Annotated in this window: 13 protein-coding genes; 5 read left to right on the top strand and 8 right to left on the bottom strand. The window is 53.2% G+C overall.

The annotated features are described in order from the left end of the window. Positions 1–606: 606 nt before the first annotated feature. Entirely contained in the window at positions 607–1,605 is a 999-nt protein-coding gene (locus AC0L6S_RS19885; RefSeq protein ID WP_473425862.1) for a quinone oxidoreductase family protein, read from the bottom strand. 105 nt (positions 1,606–1,710) lie between these two features. Continuing rightward, on the bottom strand, positions 1,711–2,886 hold the full coding sequence (locus AC0L6S_RS19880) for a sulfotransferase family protein (protein ID WP_473425861.1): 1,176 nt from the start codon (positions 2,884–2,886) through the stop codon (positions 1,711–1,713). 217 nt (positions 2,887–3,103) lie between these two features. Here AC0L6S_RS19880 and AC0L6S_RS19875 point away from each other — a divergent pair, with 217 nt between their 5' ends. Beyond that, positions 3,104–3,745, top strand: coding sequence for a TetR/AcrR family transcriptional regulator (locus AC0L6S_RS19875; RefSeq protein ID WP_473425860.1), 642 nt, complete (start codon positions 3,104–3,106; stop codon positions 3,743–3,745). A gap of 60 nt (positions 3,746–3,805) precedes the next feature. Here the strand turns inward: AC0L6S_RS19875 and AC0L6S_RS19870 are convergent, their stop codons facing one another. The 4 genes from AC0L6S_RS19870 to AC0L6S_RS19855 all read right to left on the bottom strand — a co-directional run bounded on the left by AC0L6S_RS19870 (position 3,806) and on the right by AC0L6S_RS19855 (position 9,604). After that, positions 3,806–5,314, bottom strand: coding sequence for a hypothetical protein (locus AC0L6S_RS19870; RefSeq protein ID WP_473425859.1), 1,509 nt, complete (start codon positions 5,312–5,314; stop codon positions 3,806–3,808). A gap of 185 nt (positions 5,315–5,499) precedes the next feature. Continuing rightward, entirely contained in the window at positions 5,500–7,389 is a 1,890-nt protein-coding gene (locus AC0L6S_RS19865; RefSeq protein ID WP_473425858.1) for a metallophosphoesterase, read from the bottom strand. Between the two features lie 369 nt (positions 7,390–7,758). Continuing rightward, entirely contained in the window at positions 7,759–8,886 is a 1,128-nt protein-coding gene (locus tag AC0L6S_RS19860; protein WP_473425857.1) for a zinc-binding dehydrogenase, read from the bottom strand. A 43-nt stretch (positions 8,887–8,929) separates the two neighbouring features. Then, complete coding sequence (locus AC0L6S_RS19855; protein ID WP_473425856.1) at positions 8,930–9,604, bottom strand: glutathione S-transferase family protein; 675 nt, start codon at positions 9,602–9,604, stop codon at positions 8,930–8,932. Positions 9,605–9,763: 159 nt separating this feature from the next. On the opposite strand from AC0L6S_RS19855, the gene AC0L6S_RS19850 reads away from it, so the two are divergent. The 3 genes from AC0L6S_RS19850 to AC0L6S_RS19840 all read left to right on the top strand — a co-directional run bounded on the left by AC0L6S_RS19850 (position 9,764) and on the right by AC0L6S_RS19840 (position 12,118). After that, on the top strand, positions 9,764–10,669 hold the full coding sequence (locus AC0L6S_RS19850) for a LysR family transcriptional regulator (protein WP_473425855.1): 906 nt from the start codon (positions 9,764–9,766) through the stop codon (positions 10,667–10,669). Between the two features lie 183 nt (positions 10,670–10,852). Beyond that, positions 10,853–11,542 (top strand): alpha/beta hydrolase, encoded by a 690-nt coding sequence (locus AC0L6S_RS19845; RefSeq protein WP_473425854.1) that lies wholly within the window; start codon positions 10,853–10,855, stop codon positions 11,540–11,542. Positions 11,543–11,683: 141 nt separating this feature from the next. Beyond that, a complete protein-coding gene (locus AC0L6S_RS19840; RefSeq protein WP_473425853.1) occupies positions 11,684–12,118 on the top strand; it encodes a DUF1330 domain-containing protein in 435 nt (144 codons plus the stop codon). 109 nt (positions 12,119–12,227) lie between these two features. Here the strand turns inward: AC0L6S_RS19840 and AC0L6S_RS19835 are convergent, their stop codons facing one another. Beyond that, on the bottom strand, positions 12,228–13,436 hold the full coding sequence (locus AC0L6S_RS19835) for a bifunctional alpha/beta hydrolase/OsmC family protein (protein ID WP_473425852.1): 1,209 nt from the start codon (positions 13,434–13,436) through the stop codon (positions 12,228–12,230). A gap of 187 nt (positions 13,437–13,623) precedes the next feature. On the opposite strand from AC0L6S_RS19835, the gene AC0L6S_RS19830 reads away from it, so the two are divergent. Next, entirely contained in the window at positions 13,624–14,784 is a 1,161-nt protein-coding gene (locus tag AC0L6S_RS19830) for a zinc ribbon domain-containing protein (protein ID WP_473425851.1), read from the top strand. Between the two features lie 149 nt (positions 14,785–14,933). Here AC0L6S_RS19830 and AC0L6S_RS19825 read toward each other — a convergent pair whose 3' ends face one another. Further along, a complete protein-coding gene (locus AC0L6S_RS19825; protein WP_473425850.1) occupies positions 14,934–16,145 on the bottom strand; it encodes a serine hydrolase domain-containing protein in 1,212 nt (403 codons plus the stop codon). Positions 16,146–16,218 lie beyond the last annotated feature (73 nt).

Genomic DNA, 16,218 nt, shown 5'->3' with positions numbered 1-16,218 from the left:
GCTTTCGCAAGCTTCGCGACATTACTAATCTTATAGTTAAAGTACGCTCTTCAGAGCTAACGAGCGCTTTGCGCAAAGGGAGAGAACAGCAACAGTGTTTGGCTCTCCCCTCGGCTATATTCAGCGCGTTAATCTCGCGCAGTGTTCGTCCCAATTCGAATTGTGTATATACATTGCCATGATTGCCCGCTGGCAATCTATTCCGGTTATCAAATTGTAGCGGGGACGGGTAACAGTCTGTTTCTACTGAAAATATTTCTGTTTATATCACACAAGCGAGCGTCTATTCGGGTTTTACTGCAGGCCGCCTGCATGCTTTTGGCTACAGTCGGTTAGCGGGTCACTAACCTTTAGCCATGCAGTTTTTCTCATGGCATAAAAGTTGTATCGACATTGCTAAGTCATCCACGTTTTGTTTGCCATTCATTTCGAGGGTTGTGATGAGAGCTAAAAATGGTGCATAGTCACGTCCTTGTTCCTGTGCACCAAGACCCATTTTGTTGCGCGCAGCTTATTCTCTGCACTTCGATTCCAAGTTCATCAATCCAAACACTGAGGTGTTCGGATTAGCGCGGCTAACCTCGCCTTGTTACTGCATCGGGCAGCCTAGTCAAATAGCTTAACAATTGTCCTGCCCAATGTTTTCCTGTGAAGTAGATCGTCCAAACCCTGAGGAACATCCTCAAAATCTATCACCTCCCCGACCACAGGAACGAGGGCCCCCTGTTCAACCATCTCTACCAACTTTGCATGAAGTTCACGACCAATTTCAGTCGGCACAAAGTTCAAGCCGGCACCGTCCTTCATCGCGGTAAGCATCGGCTCTTCCGCATAATAAAGCATGATGCAGCACAAGCTGACATTGGCCATTGCCAATCTTCGAGGCACATAAAACTTCTCGTCTGCGACGGATTTGTCAGACGAAAACCCCATCACGACATAGCGGCCATCGTAGGCTACGCTCGCAAGGCATTGTTCAAGTACTTCTTCGCCAATATTGTCAAAGATGATGTCAACGCCTTTATGATTGGTAGCCTCCCTGACGACGGCAACAAAATCTTCGGTGTTGTGATTCACCGTAATTTCTGCGCCGAGCTGCTTGCAGTACGCCAGTTTGTCATCGCTACCAGCTACAGCAATGACCCGCGCACCGGCGGCAACTGCCAACTGCACGGCGGCTGCTCCCACGCCACCAGCCGCACCGTTTACCAGTACAGTCTCTCCGGCCTGAATTTTTGCCCGTTCATACAAGCCCAGCCACGCCAGATGAAAAGGAAAATACAAAGCGGCGGCACCCGGCAACGGTATGCTGTCTGGCATGGTAAAGAGAGATGCGGTTGGACAGATGCAATACTCCGCATATCCCCCGTGCGCACCCTTGGTGATTGCGACGACTCGCTCGCCTTGCCACTTATCGGCCCCTTCGCCACAACTGTCCACAACCCCCATCACTTCCATGCCTGGACTGTAGGGCAACTCCGGCCTGATGAACATATTGCCGCCTGTAACGCGCTCCATGTCAGCCAGGTTCAGGGGGATCCCTTGTACCTTTACCCTCACTTCACCCGCTTCAGGCTCAGGAATATCGACAGTATCCAGTTTCAACGCTTCCAGAGGTTGACCGTACGCGTGTGTACGCCAGGCTCGCATTGTTCCTTTTCCATTCGTCATAACTCTTACCTTTGTCGCTTAGTAGTTAAGGGCTGAAACCTACTCGGGTTTCAAATCAAAATACTCAATGTATTGCGCAAACTGCTCACGCACTTTATCGGGATCAATGCCATAATCCTCGGCTGTATAAGTGTGGACGCCATGCACCCCTTTGGGGTTGTTCTTTATATAACGACGCATCCCATCGGCTCCTGCGCCGGTCATTTCCAAACCCAGAGCCTCATAGATGCGTTCTATTTCCTTAAACTGATCCTCTACAAAATGGGGGAAAAACATATCGTAGATTTTTGCGTCAGGACTCATTTTTGCGTCGCGGACGCCCACACTGCGATTGGCGATCTGCGCCAGACGCGGGATCCAATCAGCTGCGATCTCAATCGGGTCTACTTCATCGCTACTTATTCGTCTTACCTGGTCGGTAAGGCTTGCGTACGACGTCATTGATTTGACCGGATCGCGGTGGGTAAAAACAATTCTGGCATCAGGATACTGCGCCAGTAAATTTTGCAGTGCCCAGTTGTGCCCACCCGTCTTCAACACCCACCGATCTCTGGCACAACGAGATTGCAAATGTTGTAATTGCCGGTAATGGAATTCATACACGCCCGCGTAGTCGGCGCCGTTATCAACCCAGTCCTCATAACCAGGCACTCTGAATTGATTGTGGAATAGCGGGCTCACCATGGAGTCTGCAAACAACAAGATACATTCCTGACCCAGCTGCGCTCCCATTGGGTGTATCGCCTTGAAGCCGTCAGGCTGATTACCGATAGCGTCGTAGATGGACTGGCACTGCGCAATACGCGGGTCAGTGTAAAAGGTCTCCTCTTCAGGCGGCGGCGAGGGGTACATACACTCCCAGGTATTCGGCACGCGGCTGTCAGGATCCTGGGCCAAAATGTCGTGAAGAATTGTTGTGCCGGTTCTCGGGTTGCCTACGATAAAAACGGGGCTCGCTATTTCCTCGTGCTCAATACTCGGAAATTGCTTTCTATCGTGAACATACTGAAAACGGTTAACCGCATGGCCAAGCAGGCGTTCGCGGGCGATGATCACGCCCATCTCATTCAAACGTGCCTCAGTAGTCAATGAGTCTATTACGCGTTCAAGCCCGTCCGTAAACGGCAAGTCACCCAGATCTGTAAGTCCACCGGCGCGTGCGGATGCCTCCGCGAGGATCGATGAGGGGTTCAGGTCGCTAGTATTTGCATGCATAGTCGATAAAGTCTCGTTGGTTGAATTTGAACAGTATGTGTTGAGCGTCTGCTCTTTCGCTGTTCATACAGTGCGTACACTTTGTCACGATAGCCGCAGTGCAAACTATTCCAGTTAGCCGATGCGGCTGGAGTTGAATAACGTGTTGTTTCTACAGGTAATATTGATTACTGTCTGGAGCGCAAAGACTCTTATTCGGGTTTGAATGATGTCGGAAATGCAAAACGAAGCACCGCAACCCTTGCGTCAGGCCAAGCAGTCACGATCGCGGATACTGATGCAATCAGTCCGCGAGGCAACGCTGGCACTCATCGCAGAGTTGGGTGCGGATGCGGTAACTACGGTGAAAATCGCAGAACGCGCAGGCATCAGCCCTGGCTCGCTGTATCGGTACTACCCCAACAAACAAGCCATATTCACTGATATTTATAATGAAGAGCTCGCCAATCTGGATAAGTTTATGCAAGATCCAGCATCCAGCGTTTCGTTATCCGGCACTCTGGAAGAAGATATTCATGAAGTGGCGGTGCTGACAAACCGCTTTTACCGCGAGTTGCTGTCGCTGCATGGTGGATTTTTCGCCGCATACCATCGACAGTTCGATTTCACCCTTCGAGAGAACCCGGAGAATCAACACTCCTGGCGCGACGAAGGTTGCGAGTGGATGGTCACTTTGCTCAATACGCATCGACATCGTTTGCGAGTAGATGACATTGAAGCAGCCACTGTATTCCTAATGGATTTGGCAACAGGCTACTATCAACGCATTATTGAGGTGGAGCCGAAGCGCCTAGATGATCCCGCTATAATCGACCAACTGGATGATCTTTTTTGTCGCTATTTGATTAGTGACAAATAGTGTAAGCAGTAAGCTCACGTGGCTAGATACGATTCTGGATTTTGAATGCATCCCGGCCACTCAGAGCTCGAAGTCATTCTGGCCGTTCTCGCCAGGTGTCACTGCCGCTTCTGCAGTCGCCCAGGAACCGTCCATCACTGCGCTAATCGTTGCCGGCCGGTCACTGCGCGCGTAGCAGCGGTTGCCATCAGGGAGTTCGCAGAGTGCGATAGCATGGCCGGGCGAACCGTCACGTGCATACACGACAGTTGCGGCACGAATGACGCAGCGTTCATCGGCGTGGTCCACGACAGTGACATCGGGCGAGGTCGACGGTGCGCGCCACTGCTGTGTCGAACGTTCATCTCCCTTCCACAGAATCGGTCCGGGAATCGGCGAGTAGATCGCCGCAACGTGCTTTGTCATGTGCATACCGACGCCGGTCACCATGCCCGCGTGCAAGGAATTTGCCCTCAAGTGGTCGACTAGGTGACTAATAGAATGTCCCATGTAGTTGCTGCTGGGGCCACCGTGGTAGGGCAGACCGCCGGTGAGTGAGATTGGCCTCGGGTCATCGTGACGAAGTCCGAGAGCATCTCGAGCGAACTGCACAGCAGACCCGAAGCAGCTGTATAGATCGAAGACGTCGATGTCACTCACTGACATGGACGCCATAGCGCAAGCAGTCTGCGTAGCAACTGTCATGGCCTGGGATGATGATAGGTCGTTGCGAGCTCCTAGATGGATAGCATCTCGCGCGAACCCCCAACCTCGAAGGTAGGCTCGCCGGTCTTCGGGGACGCCCCAAGCATCGGCGGTACGACGGGTCACCATGAGGTTCGCCGCAGCCATATCGACGCCCATGAAGGATGTCATGAGCTTGGTGTAAGGGCTTGCGATCATCCTGTTCGATATAGATGGCTGCGTTATCTCTGATGCTGATCGGACAGTGCGAAACCAAGCGTCAGGGTTAGCCGCAGCCACAGTGCTGAGCCTAGCCATTACTTCGCCGAGTTCGTTGCGATCCTCGCAAGTCGCCCCTCGCGCCGCCCATCTAGCCTGCTCCAGCATGGCAAACGTCAGCCAGGCAGGCAGAACCCCGTGGGCCTTTTCGGTAGGCAGGTACCACTCGTCGAAATCGATAGGTAGGACCGGCGGCGACGGATGGGGATTGCTCCAGTTGGGTGTTTCTCCACCTCGCTGCATCGCACTGCGGGTTGCAAGCGCCTCACCGCCAACCACGAGTGCGACCGAGCACTCACCGCGAAGCATGCGCTCAGCGGCTTCATCAAGCAGACGTTGGGGCGAGGTGCCCGCCAGTATGGACTCACTGAAATAGATACCGTCGGTTGCAAGGCGTTCTGCGAGCCGCCTAACCGGCTCGTCGTAAGCCCACGATTGGCAGTGCACCAGGCCGAGATGGTCAATAGATCCGATAATATCTCGCTGCACGCCGACGTCGTCTGCGGCAGACCTGGCAACTTCTTCCCACATATCCAATGGCTCCAACACCTCGGTGCTGTCGTGCCAGGTTCTGCGAGCGGTGCCAATAATACACGGTGCAAGTTGGGATTCTGTGATAGCGCGCATCTGGATCCTCGTTGGGGACGCTGCCGTGAATGGGTGCTAGCCATGACACCTGCTATGTGCAGCTTATGCCTTATAGCACAGGAAAACTATATGGGGTAAGTCCGCGACCACACTCAAGCACGCTCCAACCGTAGCGAATGTCAGCGCCCCATTCACTGTGAGGTTCTGGCAAAGCTATGGCTGAATCAAAAATTATTCAGTGTTTCAACAGATTCTACAGTCGTTGGCCACGTGTAATCTTGTAAGTTCTGACTAAGATCGGCAGGTAACTCAACTCGTAACAGCAGGTTTTGAGCCTGACTATCAACTGCCCATACCGCGGCTATGTCACGGTAGGTACCATTCGTACCAAACACTTTCCTGCCTGCCGCCAACTGGCGCGCTTCACTGGCGAGTGTATTGTCCTGTGAGTTGTGATCAAAGTTGGTCACATAAATAGAGAGGTGACCATTGCCCTCGTCCACCAGTTCTACCGCCCTGCTCTGCAAAGGAAAGTCCACGGTGGAAGCTGTCATCAGCTCCCAATAGCCGTTACTGCCACTGACTGTCTTCAGCGCCTTGCGGTTGCCGTGTCCGTGTCCAGTGAGGTACAGGATGACGTTTTCTGAGCTGCTTAACAGCGCCTTAACATTGGCCGCAGGTACTTCGCTCTGATCGTGAAAATCACCCAATCGATGGTGGGAGACAACGATAACCAATTCCTTTTGCGTCGCTGCGGCGGCCAATTCCTCTTGCAGCCACGCAAACTGCACACTATCCATGGAACCCAAGTGGGCAATGCCGATGGTGGCGTTATTAGCATCGGTGGTATCCAATACAATCATTTTTATCGGCTTTGCAGGGTCAGGAAAAGTACTGTAATAGCCTCTGTTGTTGTCTACATCGCTCTGCGTAAAACCATGTCCGACAGGCTCTCCAGGCGCATCGTGGAGCGTTTGTATCACTTCTGCCTGATACAGTGGCAGGCGGTTGGCATCTGCTGGAATGTAGACCTCAGGCGATAGAATAAGCTGCCGATCAACAGTGTCGCCGGCAACACTTCCTGCAAAAATATTACTGAGCACAGAGCCCTTGTACAGATGATCACCCACTGCGCCGGCGCGCAAAGCCTCGTCGATAGGCCCGAAGCCACCGATGTGCAGAACATCGTGATTCCCCAATGCCGCATACCAGGGTGACTGGATACCAATCGACACAAAAGGATCGTTGTAATCGTTGTTCGGACCGGGAACAGGGTCATCGTCTATACCTGAATCAGGGTCAACTATCCCGCCATTGAGTGTTTGTATCAGCCACTGGAGTTCATTTTTCTGGCTGGTATCGGTCAGGTCGCCTGCGATGACAGTGAAATCAAAAGGCCTGCTACTTAAATCGCTGATACGCCGTGCTGTTCGAACGTGCGCTTCGAACACATGGGGTGTGAGCGGGCCGTGAGGGCGGTAGTCATTGGCATAACGGTCCAGCCTGATGGGCGACTCTTCATCGATAAGTTGTGGATCAGCCACTACCCAGATGTACGCGAGACTGCGGCGCAGCTCCCCCTCACCCGGGAAATTCGGCGCCAATTCCGTCTGCTCGACCCAGGGAATACCGGCCTTTAATTCCGCACCTAGCCCATTTGATGCGTACTGATCAAAATCGTACACGGTGAACGTTTGATTCAGTATCGAATCGCGCACTGCCTGTGAAGGCTCTTTGGGAGCCCAGACCTGCTGTAGGGCCGTGTAAGGTGTGGCGGTGAGACCATAGTTGTCCTGCGTAAATATGGCCCTCAGCGGAGGTGCTGTCTCGCCCCAATAATTGTAAACAGTTGCCGCGGGCACATGGATAGCGCAATCCGGATATTGTGAATCGCAGTTGTCCCACCGGACAAATGTTGAGCCGGCGTGCGGCTGTGCCGAGTAAGTGACATTGTACTCGTCTATCACGTAGTTATCGCAGGGCTGTTCTGCCAGCGAGCAATCGTGTAACCCATCGGAGGACACAATGTCGCCCTCGCCCACAATCTCCAGCGGATGGGAGCATGCAGCAAGCAGCGACATCAGTGTCACGCCTTGGATGAGTCGCAAATACATTGTTTTACCTCTAGAGAACCTGGACATCATACAGGCGAATCAGATTGCCTTTTATTTGGCATTTGAATGATTCTGTGAAGCCCAATCTGTGCTTTCAAACAGCACTGGAAATTATTGCTTTATTCTTAGTGAAATACCGGTCAAATTCAAGGCGAACGCAAACTTGTTGCGAAGCCTGTCTCATTGCGCACCGAGGGCTTTGGGTAACAGAATCGAAGCGTCTCTGGACATGACAATCTCCAACTCGGCAAAAACGTTTCGGTATCACTGTGACTCTGCTCTAAAGCATAGTGGCGACGTAAGGCGCAGGAGGTCAACGCCAAACTGGCGCCGACCTCCTCGACTAACCTTACGGCCAGATACTACGCATTATACCTGTGGCTTAATCAGGTACTTTTCTCCAGTCGCCTGTTTCGCGTAAACAGAGATAGCATCCAGTTGCAGCGCACCGGCCAGCGACACCTCGTGGGTGTAGTGGCTGGCGAACGTGGTTGTTATCTCGTCGGCAACGCGTTTACGCATGGCGACATTGATCTCTGTACCCAGTTTCCCCAACACGTTAAACAGCAGGAAGCCGTTGACGCCCCAGGCAAAGCCAAAGCTACGGTTCAGAGTGATTGGGCCGCGGTCGAGCGCGCCATAAATGTAAACCTGCTTGTAAGTATCGGAGCCATACACACTGTGCTCGGTCATGTTGCGCGAAGCGGCTGCCTCCATACAAGTGAGAATGTCGCTGGCCAATTTGCCGCCACCGATCGGATCGAACGCGATGGTTGCGCCGGTTTCGATCAGGGCTGCGGTCAGGTCGGCGTAAAAGCTATCGCTCGTAGAGTTGACGATGTACTTGGCACCCAGCTCACGCAACAGGGCTTCCTGTTCTGGCTTACGTACAATATTGACGAGATCAACACCATCGGCAATGCAGATGCGGTTGAGCATTTGACCTAGGTTAGAGGCAGCTGCGGCGTGCACAATAGCCTTATGGCCTTCAGCGCGCATGGTTTCTACCATCGCTAATGCCGTCAGCGGATTAACAAAGCTGGAGGCGCCTTCTGTTGCAGTAGTACCCGGCGTGAGTTCCAGACAACTTTGAACGTTGGCACAGAGGTATTGACGATAGGTGCCACCGCCAATCACAGCAACGGTTTTGCCCATCAGGCTTTGCGCGGCAGGCGAGGAACCCGCTGCGACAACGGTACCGGCACCTTCATTGCCCACCGGTATGGCTTTGCCAACGCGCGCTTTCACAGCGGCCATAAATTTGGCCGGAACATCGGCACTGATTACCGGGCGCTCCGCACTGCCAGATTGGCTAGCGGTAGTCATATCAGCCACGCTAAACATGACGCCCAGGTCAGAGGGGTTGAGGGGAACCGCTTCCATTCGTACTACCACTTCATTTTCGCCAGGTTGGGGGATTTCAATCTCGCGCAGGGCAAGCTCCAGCTTGTTGTCTTCGGTGATGGTTGAAGTGAGTTGGATGTTGGTATCTGACATTTCTTTGCTCCTGCAAAAAGGTAAATGGGTTAATCAAATCTGATCAGGCCTGCGCTGCTGCTAGCCGTGCTTTTATGTAGGCTACAAAATCGGGGGTGTTGGCCACTCGGCCTGCCTCCACGTTTTGGGCGATAGTGGACTGGCCCATTGAGTCACTCCACGCATTCATACCGGGTATCTCAGCGAGAACATCCCAATCGAGTAGCCTGGAGCCATAAGAAGTGACAATCGTGTTGACGTAATAGACATAGATGTCAGCCATCGTCTGTTGATCGCCCGCAATCCAGGGAGAAAACGTACACAAACGCTGCATGGCACCCACCGCACGCTCTAACACCTGACGCACCTCGGCCTTAACGGGATCGGGGGCGCCTTTGCCCGCCAGCGCATAGGGGATAAAGCGCCGGCTGGGCAGTTCCATGTAAAGTTCCGACACCTTCATAATCTGTCGCACTGCTGCGCGCTCACCGGGATCAGAGGGATAGAGCGGCTTCTCGGGATAGGCCTCCTCGATAAAATCACAAATCACGCTGGATTCGGATAAGTGCTGCCCATCAGCGGTTGTAATTGCCGGCACTTTCCCCGCAGGGCTTATCGCCAGCAACTCGTCCGACCCGCTGTAGATCAGGTTCTCCTGAAAGGGCACCTCTTTGTACAGTAGTACGTGTTTTACCAGGTTGTAATAGTTGCTGGCGGCAAATCCGTGCAAGGTAATCATGGTTGTCTCTCCAGTTTTGAATTAGGCACTGCGTCGGTAAAAGTGGAGGGATTATTAACGGATTATATGTAGAGATATATGAGGTAAAGTGGCGATCATTATTGTCATAAAAGCAATAATGTTAAGCTACAGCCAAAAGCAACAGGACAGGGAGTGCCAATGGACCAACTTCGCGCAATGCGCTACTTCAGCAAGGTGGCAGAAACCGGCAGTTTTACCAAAGCCGCCAGTATTTTTGCGGTACCGCCCTCATCCTTGTCGCGCAGGGTAGCCGACTTGGAGAAACACCTGGGGGCCACTTTATTGATACGCTCAACCCGGGTGGTAAAGCTGACCGAAGTAGGTCAAATCTACTACAGTCAGGTTGAAGATATACTCAATCAGATAGAGCAAAGCAGCGAGACAGTGCGCAGCTATCAGGCAAAACCCATGGGACAACTACGCATCAGTTCTATGGTTGGGTTTGGAGAACGCATACTGATGCCCTTGCTGGGCGAATTCAGTGAACTATACCCCGAGATTGTTCTGGATGTGAGCTTGAGTGATGAACTATCGACACTAGGTCGGGATGATGTCGATATAGCCATTCGCGGTGGCTATGCGCCTAACGAGCGAGTGCTGGCGATACGGCTGATGGACAATGAATTTATCCCTGTCGCCGCCCCCAAGTACCTGGCAGAAATGGGAACTCCCGAAAATGTCATGGAACTGCGCCATCACAAGGGCCTGTATTTTCGCACCCCCAATGGCCCCTCACCCTGGCTCTGTAGTATCGACGGCCAATGGCACGATGTATCAGGCACGATAGTGGCAGTATCAAATAGTGGCCGCTGGCTGGTGGAGAAGGCCGTCGCCGGACAGGGAATAATGATGGCAGCTCGGTGGGCTGTAACCTCCTATATTGAGTCTGGAGACTTGCAGGAACTGCTCTTTGACCGGGTGCTACACATTACTCAGAACTCCGATCTTGCGGTCTATTTGCTCTATCAGAAGCAGCGCTATTTAGTGCCGAAAGTAAAAGCCGCAGTGGACTTTCTGGTAGCGAGGGTGCAGGGTAAGCACTGATAGCAAGGGCGCTGGGACGCCACAGGTTACGATCTCACACGCCCTATCGCTATTTCAGGAACAATACAGATTTTCTGGCGGATGTACGCCAACCAGAATTGGCGTACATCGCAGACCAATTGGAACGGTTTGGACTACTCCAACACAACCCGCCGCTAGCGGGGTCATAGAGGTCGAAAGACAATGAACCAACCCGTTACTCCTCCGTTCAGCGCTATCGCCAGAGAAAGCCTGACGCCGTTTGAATTCACCCGACTCTTTGCCGCCGCCCCCGCCCTGGCCTTACAGACCCGGGGCAGCGGCCAGCAGGTAATTGTGCTGCCCGGTTTGGGGGCCAGTAACAGATCAACAATTTTGCTGCGCAGTTATCTGTCCTGGCTTGGGTATCAGGTGCAAGGCTGGGAACTGGGACGTAACAGTGGCAACGTGGAGCAACTCTTGCCATTGGTAGCCGCCCAGGTCCGTCAGGTTCACCAGCAAACCGGTAGCAAGGTAAACGTCGTAGGCTGGAGTCTGGGCGGCGTCCTCGCACGAGAAGTGGCCCGAGAGAATCCTGGCATCGTGCGGCAAGTGGTCACCATGGGCAGCCCGGTAGTGGGAGGCCCCAAATACACAGTATTTGGCAATATGTATAAGCGGCGCGGTATAGACGTCGATGCCATCGAGGCCACCATTGCCGCTCGCGAGAACACTCCGATCACTGTGCCCGTCGCCTCTATCTACTCGAAAAGAGACGGTATAGTCGGCTGGCAGGCGAGCATCGACAGACACACGCCCGGGGCTGACAACATCGAAGTTGGCGCCACACATCTGGGCCTTGGAATATCACCCGACGTTTTCAGAATTATCGCGCGTAAGCTTGCGAGAGCTTGATTCCTATACGCTTTCTGTAAAATTCACTGTCCGACTCTTATAGGGGTTTAGGCAACACCTATTATTGGGAGTCTGATGGTCAGTTATAACAGTGGGCTCAATACCACTAAAGACGAAGATCACCAACGCAGAGAAAATATCATGAACAACGAAGACACGATTGCAAAACTCGTCAGCTTCTATGGAAACAGCAGTATCGTCCCTTCCGCTGACCAATGGAAAAATGCGTTTGAGTGCAAGGCGGGGCAAACAATCTGCATGGTCAATTTTATAAAGTTCAGGGAACAGGCGGAGTACCCAGACAACGAGAACGTGAGCGGCATGGAAGCAATGATGCGCTATTACGAAATAAGCCATCAACTTGTAGAAGGTGTCGGTGGTGAGTTTGTTGCAAGTGGATTGTTCGGTGGCATCCTAATGGGCGATGATGAGGACTGGGATGCTATTGGTATTGTTCGCTACCCTGATATTTCTGCATTTATCAAAGTGTTTTTGGACCCAACGTATCAAGCGTGTCATAGGCATCGGGTCGCAGCAACGCTACGCCACCGCATGGCAATCCTGATTGGAGGCTGAGCTCAACTATACGTTGGTTTGCAACGGACATGAATTTCTGGAATGCTGCATTCATAGACGACATCCAGTGTACGTTGAATTTTACAGATGCCAGCACAAGCCAGACGATCTACTCATCCATCAAGATAGTTCGCACCTGTAGGTGATTATGCAACGTTCGATGTACCGGACACCGATCGGCAATCTCCAACAGCCGCGCCCGCTCCGGCTCTGACAGAGAACCCTGCAAAGTGATCTCGCGCTCCAACACATCGATCTGCGCGGCCTTATCCTCGCAGCCCTCACAGTCATGTAGATAATCCCGACTGTGCTTTAACTCTACAACGACGTGATCCAGCGAGATCTTTTTGCGTCCGGCGTACATGCGCAGAGTCATCGATGTACACGCTCCCAATGCCGCCAGTAAATGCTCGTAGGGATCAGGGCCGGTATTATCGCCACCAACCGCTTTTGGCTCGTCAGCGAGCCAGTAATGGCTATCACTCCAGATGTGCTGGGTGAACCTGCGATTTTTCTCTTCCACGCGCACATGACCCTGCGCAACGGGGGCTCGGGGCGTCTCATCCACTGGGGTCAGGTAACGAGAAGCCCAAGCAGCTATGGTTGCGGCCACATACTCCGAGTCCTGCTTACGGCTGAGCAGATGATCCGCATCATCGAGTGAGACAAAACTCTTGGGGTGACGGGCCGCCACATAAATCTTCTCCGCCTCGGCAATAGGGACGACAGCATCCAGCGGGGAGTGCATTACCAGTAGTGCTTTACGCAACTTGCCGAGCTCATCCAGGGGATGTTCATCCAGATCCTCCAAAAACTGCTTCTTGATGACAAACTGACGGTCCGCCAAGGTAACCTGCGCTTCGCCGGTACGTTCAATTTCCGATAGCGACGCCTGAAAATTTTGCTTAACGTGCTCAGCACCGTGGGGCGCACCAATGGTGACCACCGCCTTAACTTCCGATACCTGAGATGCCATGGCCAGCACTGCGGCGCCACCGAGGCTATGCCCGACCAGCAACTCAGGGGCGGCATACTCATTGCGCAGAAAGTCCACTGCGGCAAGCAGGTCCTGCATATTGGACGAGAAGTTGGTATTGGAGAAATCGCCATCGCTGCTACCAAGGCCAGTGAAATCGAAGCGCAGTACCGCGATGCCAGAGGCAGTCAATGCCCGCGAAATGCGCGAGGCTGCAGCGATATCCTTGCCACAGGTGAAACAGTGCGCAAAAACAGCATAACAACGGATTGCCGACTCAGGCACTTCAAGGGCACCACTTAGAGTCAACCCATTACTGATAAATTGTACTTTCTGTCGCATGGTGTGCGCCCAAAGAAGCCTGCTCTCAGGATAGACGAGGTTTTACTCCTTGAACACCGCGGAGTTTGGCCGCCTGCCCGTCCTCCCGTTGCAAGCGCAAGCGGCCGGGCAACAACAGAACCCACTCCCTGGACGAAGGGGCGTATACTGGGCTCGTAAAGTCTATTAGATTAGTAAGGCTGCCACTATGGCGACTGTGAGTCACAAACCACTATCCTGGCGCTACGTCTGGCTGGTGGCGCTCATCTGCCTGCCCGCGCTTGGCTGGTGGGGCATTCTGGATGACTATTCTTCTGAGGACATCAATGCCTCTATCTCCAGTGCGGGGCTGATCTACGGTACAGCCAGAGGCATCAACGCTTTAGTTTCGCTGCTGCAGGGTACTGAGTTCAGCATTCCATTTCTCACCTTCAGCATCGGCGAGGTGCTCGATCCGGTCAACGATCTTATCGAGAGGTTCTCCGATATCGTTTTTCTTGCACTAGGCTCTCTCGCACTACAGAAGATACTACTGGCACTGGTGTCGGAGTGGATGTTCAACGTCCTGCTGTCAATTGTAGCCATCTGTAGTGGTATCAGTATTTTCCTGGCAGACGCTAAAGTAACCAGCGGACTATTGAGAGCCTTTATGGTTGTCGTATTCTTTAGATTTTCCTTGGGTCTGGTCGTCCTAGCCAACAGCTGGGTTGATGCGACTTTTTTGGATGAGGCAGACCAGCAACGTCTCGTCGCGATGGAAAACTTTCAGGGTGAACTGAAGCAGATAAACAGCTTGTCCAAGCAAGCGGAGGAAGCCGCAGCCGAATTCGGTGACACGCAGGCCGCGTTGAACAAGGCCGAACGCCAAAAGAAAGAAGCGCGGTTGGCCGTTCAGGACTTAGCATCACAAATTGCAGATGCAGAAAAATCGCTTCAAGCGGCAGCCAATCAAGCTGGCAGAATATGCTCACTATCAATCGCGACACCTATCCTGTCACCGACGTGCACTGAAACCGTCAGGGATCTACAGGCAGATATAGATCAACTGGAGGCAAATCGACAGGACAGACAGAGCGCGATAAGGCATCTTGATGAAGAAATTGCTGGACACCTCGAAACCATGGCCTGCCTGGAGAATCGACGTCGCGGAGAGAAGTGCCACTTCTGGGAGATACTGCCTGATGTGCCGAACGTCAATATCCTTCAGGAGAAACTGAACAATATCGAGACACGTGTCAGCGACTTTGCCGAAAATACCATCAACCTGCTTGTATCACTGCTGCTAAAATCGATTGCGATCCCATTTCTTTTCTTTTTTCTGCTAGTGCAGATCGTGCGTAGTAGCTGGACAAAGATGGGCTGGCAGTAAAAAAGGATTGCTAAAAACGTGCGGCGGTCCTGAATATCTGCCTACGCTCCGCCGCAGAAATCGCAGGCTACCGTATCGGGAGGTTTTCGAGCCATTCACCATACGTGGACTACGATTGCACGCGTGGTAATAGTATTCGAGAAGCGGTTCTACCGCCTGATAGGCGGCGCATCATCAGGCACAATGAGTTCGCCGATCTCGCGCCAGAGCTCGTCTGCCCGATTGGAGGGCGGGTTGCCATCCTCGTCGAAGGCCGCTTCACTGAACGTTACCGCGACGGCGATCGCGACGCCTTTCGAGGGCAGGTAGCCGAAGGCGGCGGCTTCGCCGGCAAACATCGGGTTTTGGGCCAACCAGTTACCGGTCGTGATGATACCCAACCCATAGCTGTAGCCCGCAGACTGCTGGAAGCACGTTGGGCAACCCTCGACGGCTGAACCGAAGCCTCGAAGATCAGTCGAGACCATCATTTCGTGCGACTCTGGCGATAACAAGATGCCATTGGAAATAGCACTCGCGGTGGCGTTGAGGTCGTAGATGTTCGTCGTTTGAATGGCACCGCGTGTGATCGTCCAGGACGGGTTCCAGAATGTCGTCTCCTCGTAGAACGGGGTGCCGGTTGAAACGCTGAGGTGTTCACGCCGCTCGGAGGAGAATGCATGGAGCACCGGTTCAACAATGGCCGGCGTACCGGGATCAGAAGTATTGGTGAGCCCGAGTGGACCCAGCACGCGCTCCTCCATCGCCTCAGCCATCGGTTGGCCGAGAATCTCCTCCAGCACAAGACCGAGTATCACGTAGTTCGTGTGAGCGTAGTTCCAGTTGGTCCCCGGCTCATAGAATAGAGGCTCATCGGCGATCAGGGCGAGCAACTCTTCCGGTTGCCACTGACGGAACGGGTTGTCATACAAGAGCTCGCCAAACGCCTCGTTCCCGATTACATAGTCGGGATAGCCCGAGATCATCTGCGCCAGCTGACCCAGCGTCACTCGCTCGCCATGCGGGATTTCCGGCAGCCAGGTCGAGACGGTGTCGTCGAGATCGACCCTGCCCTCGTCGACAAGCATAAGCAACAGCGTCGAGACATAGGAGATCGCCACGGCACCATTGCGAAAGTGCATGTCGGTAGTCGCAGGAACACCTGCCAGAGACTCGCCCCGGGCAAAGGTGGCTACTTCATCTCCATTGATCGTAACCCGCACAATCACGGCCCGCAGGTCGAACTCATCCATTCGGTGCTCCACCAGATGCACGATATCTGCTTCCAGTTGCGGATCTGGTGTGGGGGCTGGGGAGGGTAATTCCTCCGAGCCCGAGGAGCTGCTACAGGACGCGACGAAAAATGTTGACAGAAAAGCCATAGCAGCTGCGCGAATATATCTCATAACTCCAGTTTCGATCCTTTATGCTGTTGTGGGACATCCCAGAGCTTGG

The organism is Halioglobus sp. D3-4, from assembly GCF_055809315.1.
The sequence above is the reverse complement of the archived record's forward strand: the minus strand, read 5'-3'. Positions and strand labels throughout refer to the sequence as shown.

What these genes read in the sequence shown, in the direction of transcription:
- AC0L6S_RS19880 (WP_473425861.1), bottom strand. Translation starts at nt 2,886, where the DNA reads ATGCATGCAAATACTAGCGACCTGAACCCCTCATCGATCCTCGCGGAG.
- AC0L6S_RS19875 (WP_473425860.1), top strand. Translation starts at nt 3,104, where the DNA reads ATGCAAAACGAAGCACCGCAACCCTTGCGTCAGGCCAAGCAGTCACGA.
- AC0L6S_RS19870 (WP_473425859.1), bottom strand. Translation starts at nt 5,314, where the DNA reads ATGCGCGCTATCACAGAATCCCAACTTGCACCGTGTATTATTGGCACC.
- AC0L6S_RS19865 (WP_473425858.1), bottom strand. Translation starts at nt 7,389, where the DNA reads ATGTATTTGCGACTCATCCAAGGCGTGACACTGATGTCGCTGCTTGCT.
- AC0L6S_RS19860 (WP_473425857.1), bottom strand. Translation starts at nt 8,886, where the DNA reads ATGTCAGATACCAACATCCAACTCACTTCAACCATCACCGAAGACAAC.
- AC0L6S_RS19855 (WP_473425856.1), bottom strand. Translation starts at nt 9,604, where the DNA reads ATGATTACCTTGCACGGATTTGCCGCCAGCAACTATTACAACCTGGTA.
- AC0L6S_RS19850 (WP_473425855.1), top strand. Translation starts at nt 9,764, where the DNA reads ATGGACCAACTTCGCGCAATGCGCTACTTCAGCAAGGTGGCAGAAACC.
- AC0L6S_RS19845 (WP_473425854.1), top strand. Translation starts at nt 10,853, where the DNA reads ATGAACCAACCCGTTACTCCTCCGTTCAGCGCTATCGCCAGAGAAAGC.
- AC0L6S_RS19840 (WP_473425853.1), top strand. Translation starts at nt 11,684, where the DNA reads ATGAACAACGAAGACACGATTGCAAAACTCGTCAGCTTCTATGGAAAC.
- AC0L6S_RS19835 (WP_473425852.1), bottom strand. Translation starts at nt 13,436, where the DNA reads ATGCGACAGAAAGTACAATTTATCAGTAATGGGTTGACTCTAAGTGGT.
- AC0L6S_RS19830 (WP_473425851.1), top strand. Translation starts at nt 13,624, where the DNA reads ATGGCGACTGTGAGTCACAAACCACTATCCTGGCGCTACGTCTGGCTG.
- AC0L6S_RS19825 (WP_473425850.1), bottom strand. Translation starts at nt 16,145, where the DNA reads ATGGCTTTTCTGTCAACATTTTTCGTCGCGTCCTGTAGCAGCTCCTCG.